The sequence below is a fragment of the Variovorax rhizosphaerae genome, from assembly GCF_037889975.1.
In the GTDB taxonomy this organism is placed as follows: Bacteria; Pseudomonadota; Gammaproteobacteria; order Burkholderiales; family Burkholderiaceae_C; genus Variovorax; species Variovorax rhizosphaerae.
The window spans coordinates 717,872-734,015 of sequence record NZ_JBBKZT010000001.1 but is presented as its reverse complement, the minus strand read 5'-3'; the positions used below and the strand labels follow the sequence as shown (position 1 = coordinate 734,015).

Annotated in this window: 14 protein-coding genes; 3 read left to right on the top strand and 11 right to left on the bottom strand. The window is 68.1% G+C overall.

Annotation, left to right across the window (positions count from 1 at the left end; translation table 11 throughout):
- Positions 1 to 3 precede the first annotated feature (3 nt).
- The 7 genes from WKW82_RS03275 to atzF all read right to left on the bottom strand — a co-directional run bounded on the left by WKW82_RS03275 (position 4) and on the right by atzF (position 7,567).
- Complete coding sequence (locus WKW82_RS03275) at positions 4 to 1,110, bottom strand: BMP family ABC transporter substrate-binding protein (protein WP_340340804.1); 1,107 nt, start codon at positions 1,108 to 1,110, stop codon at positions 4 to 6.
- 79 nt (positions 1,111 to 1,189) lie between these two features.
- A complete protein-coding gene (locus WKW82_RS03270) occupies positions 1,190 to 2,674 on the bottom strand; it encodes an AtzE family amidohydrolase (protein WP_340340803.1) in 1,485 nt (494 codons plus the stop codon).
- A gap of 148 nt (positions 2,675 to 2,822) precedes the next feature.
- Complete coding sequence (locus WKW82_RS03265) at positions 2,823 to 3,029, bottom strand: DUF4089 domain-containing protein (RefSeq protein WP_340340802.1); 207 nt, start codon at positions 3,027 to 3,029, stop codon at positions 2,823 to 2,825.
- 115 nt (positions 3,030 to 3,144) lie between these two features.
- Entirely contained in the window at positions 3,145 to 3,978 is an 834-nt protein-coding gene (locus WKW82_RS03260; protein WP_340338546.1) for an ABC transporter ATP-binding protein, read from the bottom strand.
- Positions 3,975 to 4,808, bottom strand: coding sequence for an ABC transporter permease (locus WKW82_RS03255; RefSeq protein WP_340340801.1), 834 nt, complete (start codon positions 4,806 to 4,808; stop codon positions 3,975 to 3,977). Before WKW82_RS03255 ends, WKW82_RS03260 begins: the two co-directional genes overlap by 4 nt.
- 2 nt (positions 4,809 to 4,810) lie before the next feature.
- Positions 4,811 to 5,806 carry an ABC transporter substrate-binding protein gene (locus tag WKW82_RS03250; RefSeq protein ID WP_340340800.1) on the bottom strand — a complete coding sequence of 332 codons (996 nt, stop codon included), beginning with the start codon at positions 5,804 to 5,806 and terminating at the stop codon, positions 4,811 to 4,813.
- Positions 5,807 to 5,848: 42 nt separating this feature from the next.
- Positions 5,849 to 7,567: an allophanate hydrolase gene (gene atzF, locus WKW82_RS03245; RefSeq protein WP_422823396.1), complete on the bottom strand. Its 1,719-nt coding sequence runs from the start codon at positions 7,565 to 7,567 to the stop codon at positions 5,849 to 5,851.
- Between the two features lie 126 nt (positions 7,568 to 7,693).
- On the opposite strand from atzF, the gene WKW82_RS03240 reads away from it, so the two are divergent.
- A complete protein-coding gene (locus tag WKW82_RS03240; protein ID WP_340340799.1) occupies positions 7,694 to 9,091 on the top strand; it encodes a hypothetical protein in 1,398 nt (465 codons plus the stop codon).
- A gap of 98 nt (positions 9,092 to 9,189) precedes the next feature.
- Positions 9,190 to 9,828: an MBL fold metallo-hydrolase gene (locus tag WKW82_RS03235; RefSeq protein WP_340340798.1), complete on the top strand. Its 639-nt coding sequence runs from the start codon at positions 9,190 to 9,192 to the stop codon at positions 9,826 to 9,828.
- A 1-nt stretch (position 9,829) separates the two neighbouring features.
- Here WKW82_RS03235 and WKW82_RS03230 read toward each other — a convergent pair whose 3' ends face one another.
- The 3 genes from WKW82_RS03230 to WKW82_RS03220 all read right to left on the bottom strand — a co-directional run bounded on the left by WKW82_RS03230 (position 9,830) and on the right by WKW82_RS03220 (position 13,334).
- On the bottom strand, positions 9,830 to 10,996 hold the full coding sequence (locus WKW82_RS03230) for a DUF3089 domain-containing protein (RefSeq protein ID WP_340340797.1): 1,167 nt from the start codon (positions 10,994 to 10,996) through the stop codon (positions 9,830 to 9,832).
- Between the two features lie 70 nt (positions 10,997 to 11,066).
- On the bottom strand, positions 11,067 to 11,780 hold the full coding sequence (locus WKW82_RS03225) for a YfdX family protein (protein ID WP_340340796.1): 714 nt from the start codon (positions 11,778 to 11,780) through the stop codon (positions 11,067 to 11,069).
- A 309-nt stretch (positions 11,781 to 12,089) separates the two neighbouring features.
- Positions 12,090 to 13,334 (bottom strand): DnaJ C-terminal domain-containing protein, encoded by a 1,245-nt coding sequence (locus WKW82_RS03220; RefSeq protein WP_340340795.1) that lies wholly within the window; start codon positions 13,332 to 13,334, stop codon positions 12,090 to 12,092.
- Positions 13,335 to 13,738: 404 nt separating this feature from the next.
- Between WKW82_RS03220 and WKW82_RS03215 the strand changes: the two genes are divergently transcribed.
- Entirely contained in the window at positions 13,739 to 14,287 is a 549-nt protein-coding gene (locus WKW82_RS03215) for an SRPBCC family protein (protein WP_340340794.1), read from the top strand.
- A 200-nt stretch (positions 14,288 to 14,487) separates the two neighbouring features.
- Here the strand turns inward: WKW82_RS03215 and WKW82_RS03210 are convergent, their stop codons facing one another.
- Positions 14,488 to 16,140 (bottom strand): rhodanese homology domain-containing protein, encoded by a 1,653-nt coding sequence (locus tag WKW82_RS03210; protein ID WP_340340793.1) that lies wholly within the window; start codon positions 16,138 to 16,140, stop codon positions 14,488 to 14,490.
- Positions 16,141 to 16,144: the final 4 nt, after the last annotated feature.

Genomic DNA, 16,144 nt, shown 5'->3' with positions numbered 1-16,144 from the left:
CGCTCAGAGGGAACCAAGAACGCCCTCGACGAGGTAGTTCATTTTTTCCAGTTCGAGGTCGGTCTGCTGCAGCGTCTTCGGCACGACAACCGTGCCCTTGCCGTCCTTGAGACCGGCCGTGAAGATGTCGAACTTGCCTTCGATCATCTTGGCCTTGATGTCGTCGGCCTGCTTCTTCGCGGCGTCGGTGACCATCGGGCCGTAGGCCGACATCTTCACGTAGCCTTCCTTCAGGCCGCCGCGCAGGAAGTTGGGATGCGGCTTGCCGTTCTGCGCCGCGTCGATGATGGTCTTGTAGGCGGTGAGCCAGTTCCATTCGGCGCCGGTGAGGTACGCGTTCGGTGCGAGCTTGGCCTGGCTCGCGTGGTAGCCGCAGACCATCTTGCCGCGCTTGGCCGCGGTCTCGACGATGACCTTCGGGCTGTCGACGTGCATGGTGAAGACGTCGCAGCCCTGGTCGGCCAGGCTGTTGGTGGCTTCGGCCTCCTTCACGGGCATCGACCAGTCGCCGGTGAAGATCACGTTGCAGGTGATGCCGGGCTTGACCGAGCGCGCGCCCAGCGTGAAGGCGTTGATGTTGCGCAGCACCTGCGGGATCGGCTTGGCCGCGATGAAGGCGATCTTGTTGCTCTTCGTCATGTGGCCGGCGATCACGCCGTTGAGGTACTGGCATTCGTCGATGTAGCCGAAGTAGCTGCCGACGTTCGTCGGGTGCTTGCCGGCGGTCCACATGCCGCCGCAGTGCGAGAAGCGCACGTCGGGGTTCTTCGGCGCGAGCGCGAGGATGTGCGGATCGAAGTAGCCGAAGGACGTGGGGAACAACACCTTGGCGCCGTCCTGCGAAATCATGCCGGTCATGGTCTTCTGCACGGCCGCGGTCTCGGGCACGTTCTCTTCCTCGACCACCTTCAGGCCGGGCATCTTCTTGACCTCGGCCGCGGCCTGCGCCTGCGCCTGGTTGTAGCCGTAGTCGTCACGCGGGCCGACGTAGATGACGCCGATGGTCAGCGGCTTCTGTGCGCTTGCCAAGGAGCTCAGGCCGCCGAGCGTGCCGGCAGCGCCGAGCGCGGCGAGGGTCTTGAGGGAATCGCGACGGTTCAGTTGGGACATGTTGGGGCTCCATCAGTTGGAAAGAATCCGGTCTTGGATACAAGACGGTGTGCATAAACCGTACCAACCGGGGCTTTTGCTACTTCAGCGCAGCCACGGGCGCATGCACGACACCCGCCGCCTCCAATGAAGCGGCCACGCGCAGCACGTGGTCCTCGCGCCACGGCGCACCGATCACCTGCACGCCGATCGGCAGGTGCGCATGCGCGCCCCACACCGGAACGGCGCACACCGGCAGGCCGATGCACGAAATTGGTTGGGTCAGGAGCCCCATGTTGGGACGCACCGGCAGTTTCTTGCCGTTGAGTTCGAACCACTCGGCGCCGATGGGCGTGGCGGCGCAGGGCGTGGCGGCCGCGAGCAGGATGTCGAAGCGCTCGAAAACGCGGGCCACCGCTTCGGCATAGGCACGGCGCACGCGCTGGGCACGCGCGACCCATGCGGCAGGCAGCAGCGCACCGGCAAGGAAGCGGTCGCGCGAGAGCGGTTCGAAGTCGTGCGGGCGCGTGCGCAGGTCGTGCAGGTGCAGCGCGGCGCCTTCGGAATTGGTGATGAGGAAAGCGGCGGCTCGGCCAGCCTCGACCATCGGCAGTTCGACCCCGCGGGTGGCACCGAGTGCTTCGGCCACGCGGTCCACCGCCAGGATCGCCTCGGGTTGCACATGCTCGCGGAAGTAGCCGGTCAGCACGCCGATGCGCAAACCGGTGGTGCCCTGCGTGAGCAAGGGCGTCACGGCTTCGATGGCGCGTTGCGCGCAGCCGGGGTCGTGCGGGCCATCGCCTTCCGGGCCCTGCATCGCGTCGTAGCAGAGCGCGAGGTCGCGCGCCGATCGTGCGAAAGGACCGAGGTGATCGAGGCTCGACACGAAGGGATAGCTGCCGGTGCGCGGCAGGCGGCCGAAGGTGGGCTTGAGGCCGAACACGCCGCACAGCGACGAGGGCACGCGGATGGAGCCGTTGGTGTCGGAACCGAGCGTGAGCGGCACCTGGCCGGCCGCCACCGCGGCGCCGGAGCCGCCCGAAGAGCCGCCTGCGATGCGCTTCAAGTCGTGCGGGTTGTGTGCGGGGCCGACGTGGCTGTTCTCGGTCGTGAAGCCGTAGGCGTACTCGTCCATGTTGAGCGCGCCGACCAGCACCGCGCCTGCGGCTTCGAGGCGGTGCACCAGCAGGCCGTCGCGCACGGCGGGGGCGGTGCCGCGCTCGATCTTCGAGCCGGCCAGCGTCGGGAGGCCGGCGACGTCGAACAGGTTCTTGACGGCGAAGGGCACGCCGAGCAAGGGCAGCGCGCGCGTGCGGTCGCCTGTCGCCGAAGCGAGCGATGCATCGGCCTGGGCGGCGCGACGCAACGCGCGCTCGGCCACGACGTCGGTGAAGGCGTTGATGCGCTTGTCGGTGGCTGCGATGCGGTCGAGGCTGGCTTGTACCAGTGCGGTGGCGGTGGTGGCGCCGCTGCGCACTGCCTCGGCCATTGCGGCTGCGTCCTGGGCGAGCAGAGCGTCGGGGTTCGCCGGCGGCGAGTGGGGGCGATCGGAGACGGCGCTGATCGCGCCCCCCGTGCTCGCCATTTCGTGTCCTCGCTGCCCCGCCAAGGCAACGCGAGTCAGCGTGGGGCGACCTGGCGCGGCGCTCATGTCAGCCCCCACGTTGGGCACTTCGTGTCCTCGCGGTCCCCCGAAGGGGCACGAGCTTGCTTGGGGCGGCCCGGCGTTGCACTCATTCCTCGGCCTCCCGCGGCTCGACCGGCGTGAACGTGGTCGCAGCCTCGTCATGCGGCTGCAGCGGCACCGCATCGATGATCGTGGCGAACTCGGAGGCCAGCGTGAAGTAGCGCAGCACACCGGGCCGATGATCCTGCCGCAGACGGATGCCGAGCGCGGCCGAAGCCGCGTCAACGTAGTTCGATACCTCTGCTGGCGTCATTGCGCTTCCCTTCGTGGAACACCGCGGAACCGGCTTTGCCGGGCCGCTGGTGATGCCCCCGGCGAGGGGGTTGGAGGAGCGACACAAAGTGCGCGGATCCTGGGAGAGAAGTCTTTCATCGCCGCACCTCGCGCTGGAAGATGTCCAGGCTCAGCTTCTTCATCGCGACGAAGCTCTGCGAACTCAGCGTGTCGAGCGTGCGCGGGCGCGCGTCGCCGTAGCGCAGGATCTCGGCCACCTTGGTCGGCCGCTTGGTCAGCAGCAGCACCTGGTCGGCGAGGTACACCGCCTCCTCCAGGTCATGCGACACCAGCAGCATCGTGGTGCCGGTCTGGATGAACACCTCCTGCAGCTTCTCGCGGATGAACAGCGTCATCTCGAAGTCGAGCGCGGAGAAGGGTTCGTCGAGGAACAGCACCTCGGGATTCGGCGCGAGCGCCCGCATGATCGACGCGGTCTGCTGCTGCCCGCCGGAGAGTTCGTAGGGGTAGCGGTTCAGGTCGAACTTCACGTCGAAGGACGCGACGAGTTCCGCCATGCGGCGATCCACCTCGGCCTTGCTGCGGCCTTCCAGCTTCAACGGGTAGGCGATGTTGTCGATGGTGCGCATCCACGGGAACATCGCCTCGCGGTAGTTCTGGAACACGTAGCCGATCTTGGTGTCCTTGAGCGACTTGCCGTCGAACAGGATCTCACCCGCGTCGATCGGGATCAGGCCCGCGATCATGTTGATCAGCGTGCTCTTGCCGCAGCCGTTGGGGCCGAACACCGAGACGATGGCGTTCTTGGGAATGTCGAGGTCGAAGTTCTCGTAGAGCGGCCAGCCCGCGAAGTACTTGGTCAGGCCACGGATGGTGATGTGCGTGCCGGTCGGTCCGGGCACGAACACGGGCTTGGGCACATCGGCGTACACCGGGCCGTTGAGGACGACGTCGGAGGTGGCTCTCATCTTCCGCTCCAGTGCACGATGCGCCGCTCGGCGACGAGGAACAGGATGTTGAGCGCGTAACCCAGCGCGCCCGCCGCGAGGATCGCGGCGTACATGCTCTTGACGTTGAGCACCTGCTGCGCATCGATGATGCGGTGGCCGAGGCCCGCGTCGGAGCCGATGAACATCTCCGCCACGATGACGATCACCAGCGCCATCGACACCGCGGAGCGCAGGCCGACGAAGGAAGGCTGCAGGCTCTCCCAGATCAGCACGTCCTTGAACACCTGCCAGCGCGATGCGCCCATCACCTTCGCCGCCATCACGCGCTGCTTGCGCGCGTTGATCACGCCATAGGCGCTGTTGAACACGACGATGAGGAACGCGCCGAAGGCCGCGATCGCGATCTTGTTGATGTCCGACACGCCGAAGATCAGCAGGAACAGCGGGATCAGCGCCGACGACGGCGTGGAGCGAAAGAAGTCGATGAGGAACTCGACGCTGCGATAGAGCCGCTCGTTGCTGCCGAGCAGGACGCCCAGCGGCACGCCGATCACGGCCGCGATGATGAAGGCCTGCACCGTGCGCCACACCGTCACCGCGAAGTCGGTAAGCAGCGGCCCGCCGGCCAGGCCGGTGATGAGCGTCAACACGGTGTCGGCCGGCGCAGGCAGCAGGATCGGCTTGATGAAGCCAAGCCGCACCACCAGGTCCCAGAGGATGAACAGCACGACGGGGCCGATGGCGGGAATCCAGCGTTCCCATTGCGGCGTCTTCGGTACGGCGCTGGCGGCGCCGGTGGCAGCGGGCGGCGCCCAGGGGGCAGCGGCGGTGGCGGCGGGCTCGGCCATGGCTATGCCTTGTAGAGAAGCGTGTCCACGGCGACCTTCTTCTCGAAGATGCCCTTGTCCGTGAACAGGTCGTAGAACTTCTGGAAGTACGCCACGTCGCTCGGCTTGAACTCGTGGTGCAGCATGTATGAAGCCAGCGGCACCTCGGCCGTGAGCGGACCCTCGATGGCGGTGTAGCCCTTCATGTACTGCCGCGCCTCTTCCGGCTTGGTGCGCACCAGCTCGACGCCGCGCGCATAGGCAGCGATGTACTTCTTTGCCGCGTCGGGGTTCTTCTTGATGAACTCGGTGGTGAGGCTGGCCGCGCCGCCGTGCCACGGCGCCATCGGATCGCCGAGGATGTACTTCGCCACCACGCCCGCCTCGATGACGCGCGTGGTGCCATTCATGCGGCCGATGGTGCCGGTGGGCTCCAGCGTGTAGCAGGCGTCGACCTGGCCCGCGACGAGTGCGGCAATGTGCTGGCCGATCGGCAACTCACTCACCATCGCGCCCTTGGCGCCGGCGCGTTCGAGCATGGTCTTGGCCAGCGTGACGTTCTGGATGCCGGGGCCGGAGGCGACTTTCTTTCCTGCGAGGTCGGCGGTGACCTTGACCGGGCTGTCCTTGGCGACGATGAATTCGTCGAGCACGAACTTCGCGTTGCTCGGATTGGTGCAGAAAATCTTGAAGAGCCCCGGCTGCGCGATCTCGCCGATGGCCAGGTTGGCCGAGCCGGTGCCGTTGGAACTGCCGTCGCCGCGGCCCGAAAGCATCGCTTCCATGACCTGCTGCGCACCCGCGAACTTCAGCGGCTCGACATCGACGCCGGCCTCCTTGAAATAGCCGCGCTCGACGGCCGCGAAGAAGGGCAGCCCCGCGGCCACGGGCCAGTAGCCGATGCGGATCTTCGTCGGCGCCTGTGCGCGCACGATGGCCGGTGCGGCCAGCACGCCGAGTCCGGCAACGCCGGCCTGCAGCAGCTTGCGTCGCGAGGTGGAGAGAGAGGTGTTGCGCATTGATGAAGCTCCTGCAGAAATGAATTCGGATGGACGCAGGGATCAACCTGCGGAGGCTTGTCTCGATGCGATGTACCGGCGCCAGCCGCCGTGATGGGTGATGTCTTCCGCGCCTTCGAGCGCCAGCGGCTCGCAGACGAATCCCTGCACGCTGCTGCCGTCGGCCAGCGTCAGCGTGCCGATGCCGAGCGGCGCTGGAATGAGTGCGACGAAGCTGCCGTAGTGCGCAGAGGGCAGTTCCCACACTTCCAGCTTGATCGGGGCGCCGGTGCCGGGCGCGACGCGCAACATGCCGGGCTTGGGTGGCACCGTGCCGGGCAATGCGTAGAGGCGGTAGTCGGGCGAACTTTCTGTTTCCAGCACCAGCCGCGCACCGCGTTCGCGCAACTGACCGTTCAGTGGCATGCCCGACAAGTGGGCACCGACGACCGCGACGCGCACCGTGTCGGCGCTGGCAGGCAACAGTTGCACCATCGGCGGCAGCGCGCGGCCGGTCGCACCGATGGTGAGCCCGGTCGCGTGGTGGAAGCGCTGCCCCAGCTCGGCCAGTTGCAGGTCGCTGGCGCAGGGGCCGATCAGCGTGATGCCGAAGGGCAGCCCATCGGGCCGGATCGAGCTCGGCACCGACAGCGCCGCATAGTCGAGCAGGTTGACGAAGTTGGTGTACGCGCCGAGCTCGCGATTGCGCTCGACCGGATCGGCGCGCATTGCCTCGATGGTGCAGTGGCAGGGCGCGGTCGGCACCAGCAGCACGTCGATGTTGTTCCACATCGGTGCGACGCGCTGGCGGAGCGCACGCAGCTTCACCTGCGCGTCGTAGAGGTCGGCGGCGCTGAAGTCGCGGCCGCCGGCGAGGATGCTGCGCACCGGCTCGATCACCTCGTCCTCGTGCGCGTCGAAGAATTCGCGCACCGCGGCGTAGCGCTCGGCCACCAATGCACTGCCGTAGAGCAGCGATGCGGCCTCGGCCAGCGGTGCGTAATCGATGGCCACGCGCTGGCCTCCCAGCGATTCGAGGCGCTCGATGGCGTCGTCGAAGGCTTCCGCCGAGAGCGCGTCACTGTAGAACTCCAGCTGCGACGGCACCCCGAAGCTGAAGCGCGCCGGCAGCGGCATGCGCCTGAGTTGCAGCGACCGCGAGAACGGGTCTTTCGCATCGAGGCCCATCGCCGCCTGCAGCGCCTTCACCGCCATGCCCACCGTCGGCGCGAAGATGGAAACGCAGTCCACGCTCTGCGCGGCCGGCACCACGCCGTGCGCGCTGATCAGGCCCTTGCTTGGCTTGAGCCCGACGATGTTGTTGAGCCCGGCGGGCACGCGGCCGGAACCCGCCGTGTCGGTGCCGAGCGCGAAGTCGACCTCCCCCGTCGCGACCACATACGCCGATCCCGAACTGGAGCCGCCCGACACATAGCGCGCATCGAAGCTGTTGGGCACCGCGCCGTAGGGCGAGCGCGTGCCGTTGAGGCCGCAGGCGAACTGGTCGAGGTTGGTCTTGCCGACGAGGCTCGCACCGGCATCGAGCAGGCGGCCCACGACGTGTGCATGCTGCTTCGCGGTGCGCCCGAAAGCGGGGCAGCCGGCGGTGGTTTCGACGCCTGCCGCGTCGATGTTGTCCTTGATCGCGAATCGAAGGCCGTCCAGCGCGCCCCGGCCCGTCGCCTGCATCGGCGCGCTGAAGCGCGAAATCCAGGCCGCGGCCGGCGTGGCATCCGTCGTCGAATCGGGCTCGGCGAGCGAGACCTTGTCATGCACCATCATCAAGCATCCTGTCTTGTGTACAAGGCTCGATGCAAACGGCGTGCCAGTCTGCGCGGCTGTTGGCCGGCAGCACGTTTTCGCAAGGCCTGCCTATGATGCGCAACGCCGATTCCGCACGGAGTACGCATGGCCCAACGCTGGACTTTCACGGTGCAAACGCCGCTTGGCGAGACGCATTCGACGTACACGATCACCGACGACGCGCTGTTCTACGAATCCGACGATCCGCTCGCGGGCGACAACGCGACGGTGGGCTGGCGCACCATCCAGGAGGGCAGCACCGCCACAATGCAAGGCATGGGCGGCCGCGGCGGGCCCGACCTGCCGAAATGGGTGCCGACGCAGATGGAGTGGCTGGTGCTCACGCGCAGGGACGATGTCGAAATTGCCTTCATGCGCCGCCTGCCCCCACCCGGCGCCGACCGCGATGCCCTCCTGGCCGCCGTGCGCGAACGCCTCGGCACACGCTGGCTCGGCGAAGGCCTGCCGCTGAAGGAAGCGCAGCAGCGCATGGGCACGCAGTCGCAGGAATGGAGCGGGCTCAAGGTGGCCGGCATCGTCGTCGCCGTGCTCGGCATGCTGGTGCTGGCGATCCTGCTGCTCGCGCTGCTGCTCACGCCCTTCGTGCTGGTTCCCGCGGGGCTCGTGGGCGGCGGATGGCTGCTGCGCCGCGGCCTGCGCATGCTGGGCGATTGCAAGGCTGCGGAGGGCATGGCGGCGGCGAAGGTCGGTCGCGCGCGCGTGGGACTGGTGCATATCGAGGCGCCCGCCGAGACCGCCACGCCGACCCGCGCTGCCATCACCGGCCGCGCGTGCGCCTGGTGGGACGTGGCGGCGTGGGTCTGGTACGAGAGCGACAGCGAAGACAGCGGCGGCTGGCGACGCGTGGCCTCGCGCCACGGCGGCAGCGTCGAGTCGATCGACATCGGCGACGAGACCGGCACCGCGACCGTGTGGCTCAACGGCGCGGAACTGCTGCTGGACCTGCGCAGTTGGGAGTCCGACAAGGACACGCTGCCGCCGCGCGGCATCGCGCTGCTCGACACGCTGGGCTTCCCGTGGCATGGCGGGCAGCGGCTGCGCGTGACCGAGGAGTGCGTGGAGGTCGGCGCCACGCTCTACGTGATCGGCACGCTCGACCTGCGCCGCAATGTGCCGGCGTCGCTGGCGCCTGGCCGGCTGGAGCGCATCGTCGACGCGATCCGCACGGGCGCATGGCGGCGCAATGTCGTGGCGGCTGCGCCCGCATTCATGCGCATCGTGCTGGCGGTGTTCATCGGCTTCATCGACATGCTCACCGGGATCGGCACGGCGCGCATGCGGCCGCGTGCCTCTCGCGATGCGGCACCGCCCGTGCTGCCGCCGGATGCACGCGTCGTGTGGAAGGGCCATGGCGACCGGCCCTTCCTGGTGTCGGACCGCCCCGGGCAAGGCGCGCTCGCGGCACTGCGCAAGCGCGCATGGATCACGGGCGGGATTGGCGCGGCAATCCTCTGCTTCGTTGTCTACGAACTCGTGGCCTGAAGTGCCGCGGCTCAAGTCCTCCGCGGAGCGGTGGCGTGCGGCCTTGCGGCAGGCTTGATCGGCGCCACCCGCGGCGAGCGAGCATTTACGATCGCTGCATGCTCCGCTACCAGACCGTCCCCGTCACCCCGTTCCAGCAGAACTGTTCCATCGTGTGGTGCGACGCCACGAAGAAGGCCGCGATCATCGACCCCGGCGGCGATCTCGACCGGCTGCTGGCCGCCATCGACAAGCTCGGCGTTTCGCTCGAGCAGATCTGGCTCACCCACGCGCACATCGACCACGCCGGCGGCACCGGCGAACTCGCGCGCAAGCTCGCGCTGCCCATCGTCGGCCCGCATCCCGGCGACCAGTTCTGGATCGACGGCCTCGCGCAACAAAGCCGCATGTTCGGCTTTCCGCCAGCCGAGCCCTTCGTGCCGACGCGCTGGCTGGCCGATGGCGACAGCGTGACCCTCGGCGAAGAGACGCTGTCGGTGCGCCATTGCCCGGGCCACACGCCGGGCCACGTGGTGTTCCATTCGGCGAGCGCGCAGCGCGCCTTCGTCGGCGACGTGCTCTTTGCAGGCAGCATCGGCCGCACCGACTTTCCGCAAGGCAATCACCAGCAACTCATCGACAGCATCACGCAGCGGCTGTGGCCGATGGGCGACGCAACCGTGTTCATTCCGGGGCATGGCCCGGAGAGCAGCTTCGGCCGCGAGCGGCGCAGCAACCCTTACGTGAAGAACACCTGATTCAACGCCGTTCGAGGAACGCGGCGGTCTGCTGGTCCACCAGCGACAGCAGATTGCCCATCGCAAGGTGCACATCGACCAGATGCAGCCCCCAGGCCTTGAGCACCACACCCCCGACCGTGACGTCGCCCGCGATGTGGTCGATGCGCTGTTCGGCGGCGCTCGCATGCGTCGTGACGGCCAGGTAGTCGCCCTGCTCGTTGGACACGCATTCGGCCGTGAGCAGGCCGGGCGTGGTCACGAAGGGGGTGTCGATCTTCTGCCCGTTCTTCAGCCATGACGCGATGCGCGACGGCATGCCGACGATGTCGGTGTTGCCGCTGCTGAAGTACGGCATCAGCGCGCCCTCGCCGCCCGCCAGCGCCGCGGGGTTCACGCAGGCCGCGGATTGCCCCGGCTCGGCGACCCGGCCGAACAGGGTCTGTGCGGGCGGTGGCGCATTGGCCCGAAAGCTCGCATAGGCCACCACGCAGCCGGTCTGTCCGGCCTTGCGGCACAGCGGCACGTTCTTGAAAGCGCCGCCCACATCAGCGCCCTTCGGCACTGCCAGGTTGCTGCCCATCAGCAGCGCCGACACCATGCTCGACTGCACCGGCTGGCCATCGATCTCCTCGCGGATCAGGCGCGTGAGCCAGCGCGCGCCCTGGCTGTGGCCGATCAGCACGAAACCGCGGCCCTGGTTGTCGCGGGCCAGGTAGTCATTCCATGCGGCCTTGACATCGCCGTAGGCCAAGTCGCCCTCGGCCGCGAAGTTGCGGCTGGCGGCGGGGGTCATCAACGCGTGCAGCGTCATCTGTCGGTACAGCGGCGCAAAGAGCCTGCAGCGCGAGGCGAAGCGCGCGAACTGTTGATGGACCACCTCGCGTTCTGCAGCGCTCGCGTCGAGTGAGCTGTTCATTGCGCGCTGGCGACTGACGGTGGGGTAGACGTAGAAGCAATCGACCTGTGGCGTGTCGGCGGGCTTGAAGGGCTCGACGGTGAGCGTGCCGTCGGCCTCGACACGCGTGGCCGTCTGGTCGCGGCTGCAGGCGTCGGTGCGGCCGGGGCGGCAGAGCCAGGAGGCGTCGGCCCGGTACTCGACGGCGGCGGGTTGCGCAGCGGCGGCGAGCGGCGCCAGCATGCCCGCCAGCAGCGCGGCGGAGAGGACGAGGAATCGCGTGTCTTTCATGCGCGCACTGTAGTGCGAGGCGGCGGCCTCGCACGACGACATCGCGCCCGCCTCCAGGCGCGCGTGCCGTTCAACCCTTCGGGCTCGCGGCCTTCACCGGTTCGCTCAGCGCCACCGTGTCGATGCGCAAGCCGTCCTCGACCGCCTTGAGCGCGAGGTTGGCCTCGTAGTACTTCTTCTCGCCCAGCAGCCGAGTGGCCTCCGCGACGTTCTTCGCGGTCGCGTCGATCGGCATCAGCACACGGGTGAAGGCGGCGTCCACTTCGGCCAGGCGCAGTTCATCGCGGCCTTCCTTGGCGCGGCCCTTCGAGAAGTGCTCGTTGGCCTTGTCGATGTGCGCACGCTTGGCCGGCGTGTCGATGTAGTTGTCGGCCAGCACGATCTGGCCATCGATGGGAACGAGGTTGGCACGGTCGACCGAGGTGGTGTCCTTGACGACCTTGCCGTCCATGCCGGTCTTGACCTCGACGATGAACATCGGCGCATCCTTCTTCGCTGCGGTCAGCGACGCATTCGCCCTGGCCAAGAGGTCGGTGGCGCCCTTGATGTTGCCGTTGAAGATGTCCATGCGTGCACCGCGCGCGGCACGCACCGCCATGTAGCCGTCCTGCGAGACCTTCATCAGCGCCTGCTCGGCCGTCGGTGCCTTGGCCATCTCGGCGGACTTGGTCATCTCCGCAGGCTTGGCTTGCGGCGCTTGCGCGAGGGCCGCCTGGCCGAACATCGTGAAGCCGACCACCGTCGCGACGGCGACCGGTGCCAGATGGAAGTTGCGTGCATTCATTTTGATTCCCCTGATGGTTCGCGCCCGGTTTGGGTATGGACATGCATCAAGCCTTCCATCACCCTGGTGCCACCGACGCTTTCGTGGACGCCATGGAGGGAAGAATGAACCGGCCAGCTTAGGCAGGACTGAATGCGGGGTTGGCCCGGTCCGCCGAATCATTGAAATGGGCGGTGAGGGACGCCCGAGACGGGATGCGATGCAAGGCGCAAAGCGCAGCGATAGCCACAGACATCGCGAGCATTTGCAACGCCGCAGTGCGCCCGTATCGGTTGGACAGCACCGATACGGTTTCAGTGATTCAGTGGACTAGGAGGCGCGCTTCGACATCTCGCGCTCCCACGCGCGCAAGCCGCTGTTCCAGGCACGCAGGCGCTTGTCGGAGGTGCCGCCGTCGCCGGATGTGGTCGCCAGCAGCTGGTCGAGCAGGATCTCCTGGTCGGCGGTGAGATGGTCCGGGAAGATCGGTTGCACCGTCACCTGCTGGTCACCGCGCGGGCCGCCGCGCGACACCGGAAAGCCATGGCCCTTGAGGCGGTAGGCCACCTGGTCGCGCTTGAGCTTGAGCGACTGCAGGCCAGCCACGGTGGGCACCTGGATCACGCGGTTGGCGATCCATGCGAAGCCGTCGACCGGGATTTCGCAGTGGATGGTGCCGTCGTCTTCGAGCTTGAAGAAATCGTGCTCCGCGAATTCGACGCGAATCTCCAGGTCGGCCGGCGGACTGGCCTTGCTGGCACGCCGTGCGTCGACATGCAGCAGGTCGCCGGGCCGCACGCCGGCCGGGATGCGCACGCCCACCTTGTACGGCTGCGGCGTCGCCTTGCCGACGCCCGCGCAGGCCTTGCAGGGCCGCCGCGCGATGCCGCCGCCGAGGCAGGCGGTGCATTCGTAGTAGCCGGTGGGCCAGCCGAAGAAGGAGCGCTTGGCCGTCGCGCCCGAGCCGCCGCACTGGGCGCAGTTGCCGCCGAGCACCTGGTGCCCCGCACCGGCGCAGACCGTGCAGGTCTCGGTGATCTTGCCCTGCATGACCTTGATGCAGCCGATGGCGGCTTCTTCCAGCGTGAGCTTGACCTTGCGGTAGATGGGGCGGCGATTCGGGCCTGGATCGGCCGCGTTGTCCGCGGCGTGGTGGGCGGCGTTGCCGGCGGCATGGCCGGATGGGTTGTCGGATGGATTGCCGGACGCGTGGCTGGAGGCCCTGCCAGACGATGCATGACCAGACGACGCATGGCCCGCCGATGCATTGCCATGCGCACGCTGGCTCGCCTGGCTGGCGTCCGCCGCCGAAGCGCGTGCGGACTCCTGCGCGGGCTTCCTGGGCTTGGCGCTTTCGGCTGTAGAGGCAGCGCGAGCGGCGGGCGCGGTGCGCGGGCCGGCATTGCGGATCTCCTCGAACGCCCGGTTGATGCGCTGCATGCGGGCCACCGCGTCGGCGCTGCTGTTGCGGTCAGGGTGCCACTGCGAGACCAGCCGGCGCCAGGCCGCCTTGACCTCGCTGTCGGTCGCGTCAGGTGCCAAACCCAGTTCGGCGAATGCGTTGTCGGTGCCCAAGATCCAAGTCCTCGTCCGGGCCAGCCAGTCGGGACGAAATCCCGACACAGGCAACGCCCTCAGGGTGTGAATGTTAGCCGCTGCCCGCGCAAGAAGCGCGCCCGCGAGGCCGGTTTTCTGTCGTTGAAGAGCCCCGAGCACCGGGCCATGCCCAGCCCGCCCCTGCGGGGGGATTGAGTCGAGATGGCAAAGCCACATCGAGTCAAGAGAGCCCCCAGGGCCGGGCTGCGCCCCGCCCGCCCCCCGCGGGGGGATTGAGTCGAGATGGCAAAGCCACATCGACTCAAGAGCTCACTGCGATGCAGATACGACAGGAACAGAATGCGAATGTCGTCATGGCAAGCGACTTGGCGGCGCGGAGGCGATTCCGCAGCTCGTGCGCCGTGTCCGTCTGGAGGTCAACGATGGAACGCTCGACATCTCGTGCATTGAAACGGTGGCTCGGCGTCGGCTTGGGGCTGGCGGTGCTGGCCGGGGCCCTGTTCGTGCCGATGCCCGCAGGCACCACCCGGATCGTGCACGAGGCCGACATCGCGCGGTCACCGGCGGATGTCTACGCCTACGTCACGACGCCTGCCAACTGGCCGCTATGGCACCCGTCCTCGCTGGCCGTGAGCGGCGATGCGGGCCATTCGTTGAATGTCGGCGAGACCGTGGACGAGGATTTCCAGGTCGCAGGGCGGCGCGGACGCGCGACCTGGCGCGTCACCGAGCGCGAGCCCGACCGCCTCTGGCGCATCGCCGGCCAGATCAACGGACGCGACGCCGGCATCGTGAGCTACTCGGTCGCGCCGAACAATGGCGGCGGCACGCGTTTCGTGCGGACCTTCGAATACGGCGCGCACAGCTTGCTGTTCGCGTTCCTCAATGCGGTGACCTTGCGGCAACAGATCGAGGAGGAGTCGGCCAAAGCGGTCCGCCAGCTCAAGGCGACGATGGAACGCGGAAGCTGATAGCGAACGGCGTCGAGAAGGCTTGGAGATTTCTTGGCGGGGGCGCCTGCAGGGAGGCCGGTTCGCAACGGGGGCCGCACGCTCGTGTGGGGACAACCAAGTTGCGGCAGAGGCTGACATTTGCGCGAAGCGCTTGTCATGCCGGGGCCAACACCGCAGACCCGGGATCGGTGGCCGCAGAAGAAAGATTCACACCTTCGTCAGATCACCTTGAAGTGGTGCGTCCCGTCGCGCCCCAGTTGCGCGACCAGGCCGAACTCCCAGTCGAGGTAGGCCTGCATCGCCTCGGCAGGCGCATCGGTGCCTTCGTAGGGGCGGCGGTAGCGGTCGGTGCGCGGCGTGGCCAGGCGGGTGTCGTCCGATTCGGTGGGCTGGCCGGCGGCGAACCATGCGGCGTTACCACCCTCCAGCACGCGCACGTCGGCATCGGGCTGGCCGCGGGCGTCCAGGGCGGCGCGCAGGTCTGAAGCGGCGTAACGCGCGAGCAGGCTGCTACCGCAAGTCAGGACGTAGCGCGAGGCAGGCGGGATGCGGTCGAGCGCCTGCGCGAGTTGCGCGCGGATCGCGAACCAGGCGCCTTCGATGTGGCGCTTCGCGTAGTTGGCGCCGATCGTGAGGTCGATGACGGTGGTGCGTTGCAGGCTGTCGGCCAGTTCGGCCACGCTGATGGTCTGGTGCGGCGGCGTGGGCGGGAGAACGGCGGCGGGCTGGCCCTTCTCGGTGAAGTCGCGGCCTGCGTTGTCGTGGTCGACGACATGGACGCTCCAACCCATCTGCGCGAGCCACGAGGCGGTCATCGGCGCACGCACGCCGTCGTCGTCGATGAGCACGATGCGGGCGCCGCGCACGGGTGCGTGGTGATCAGTCTCTTGCACGAGCTGGCCACCGGGGGCGCTGGCAAAGCCAGCTACGCGGCCGGCCTCGAATTCCTCGGGCGTGCGCACATCGAAGCGGTACAGCGTGCGGCCGGGTTCGCTCAGCGTGGGCAAGGCGTGGAGCTGGATCCAGCGCACGCCGGCGCGTTCGGCCACACGGCGCGCATCGGCTTGCGCTCGTGCCAGACGGATTTCGTTGACCACGCCGGGTGCGCGGCGTGAAGCGCCATGGTCCAGCACCTGCCCGGCCAGCTTCCAGCCGATGGTGCCGTTGCGCAGCGCCGCGACCGGGTTCGGGATGCCCGCATTCACCAGGGACTGCGTGCCGATGATGCTGCGCGTGCGGCCGGCGCAATTGACGATGACCTGCGTTGAAGGGTTCGGCGCGAGCTCGCGCGCCCGCAGCACCAGCTCGGCGCCGGGCACGCTGGTGGCCGTAGGGATGCTCATGGTCTGGTATTCGTCGAAGCGGCGCGCGTCGAGCACCACGACGTCGGCCTTGGCATCGATCAGCGCCTTCACCTCCTGCGCGGACAGCGAGGGCGTGTGGCGCTCGTGCTCGACCAGTTCGCCGAAGGACTTGCTCGGTACGTTGACGTCGCGGAACAGCTCGCCGCCTGCATCGCGCCAGCCGGCCAGGTCGCCTTCGAGGCGGCGCAGGTTCGTGTAGCCGATGGCGGCCAGCGTGGTCGCGGCGCGCGGCACCAGGTCTTCGCCATCGTGTTCACCGTAGAGCACGATGAGCGTGTCGCGCCGCGGGATGCGGCGCCACGCGTCGAGCTCGATGCGCGAGAGCGGCAGGTTGGCCGCCCACAGCGGATGCGATTGGGCGAAGGGGTCTTCCTCGCGCAGGTCGATGAAGGCGGTTTCTTCGCGCGCCAGCAAACGGGCGCGGACGGCGGCGGCGGAGATGGCTTGCAGATGCGGCGCGGCGCGTGTCGGAACGGGCCTGTCGACAAGGAGTGCAGAGTCGGTCATGTGT

Bases quoted from the DNA above. Each gene is read 5' to 3' on its own strand.
- WKW82_RS03210 (WP_340340793.1), bottom strand. From the start codon at position 16,140: ATGACCGACTCTGCACTCCTTGTCGACAGGCCCGTTCCGACACGCGCC.
- WKW82_RS03240 (WP_340340799.1), top strand. From the start codon at position 7,694: ATGGCCCAACGCTGGACTTTCACGGTGCAAACGCCGCTTGGCGAGACG.
- atzF (WP_422823396.1), bottom strand. From the start codon at position 7,567: ATGATGGTGCATGACAAGGTCTCGCTCGCCGAGCCCGATTCGACGACG.
- WKW82_RS03225 (WP_340340796.1), bottom strand. From the start codon at position 11,780: ATGAATGCACGCAACTTCCATCTGGCACCGGTCGCCGTCGCGACGGTG.
- WKW82_RS03230 (WP_340340797.1), bottom strand. From the start codon at position 10,996: ATGAAAGACACGCGATTCCTCGTCCTCTCCGCCGCGCTGCTGGCGGGC.
- WKW82_RS03255 (WP_340340801.1), bottom strand. From the start codon at position 4,808: ATGGCCGAGCCCGCCGCCACCGCCGCTGCCCCCTGGGCGCCGCCCGCT.
- WKW82_RS03270 (WP_340340803.1), bottom strand. From the start codon at position 2,674: ATGGCGAGCACGGGGGGCGCGATCAGCGCCGTCTCCGATCGCCCCCAC.
- WKW82_RS03260 (WP_340338546.1), bottom strand. From the start codon at position 3,978: ATGAGAGCCACCTCCGACGTCGTCCTCAACGGCCCGGTGTACGCCGAT.
- WKW82_RS03265 (WP_340340802.1), bottom strand. From the start codon at position 3,029: ATGACGCCAGCAGAGGTATCGAACTACGTTGACGCGGCTTCGGCCGCG.
- WKW82_RS03275 (WP_340340804.1), bottom strand. From the start codon at position 1,110: ATGTCCCAACTGAACCGTCGCGATTCCCTCAAGACCCTCGCCGCGCTC.
- WKW82_RS03235 (WP_340340798.1), top strand. From the start codon at position 9,190: ATGCTCCGCTACCAGACCGTCCCCGTCACCCCGTTCCAGCAGAACTGT.
- WKW82_RS03215 (WP_340340794.1), top strand. From the start codon at position 13,739: ATGGAACGCTCGACATCTCGTGCATTGAAACGGTGGCTCGGCGTCGGC.
- WKW82_RS03250 (WP_340340800.1), bottom strand. From the start codon at position 5,806: ATGCGCAACACCTCTCTCTCCACCTCGCGACGCAAGCTGCTGCAGGCC.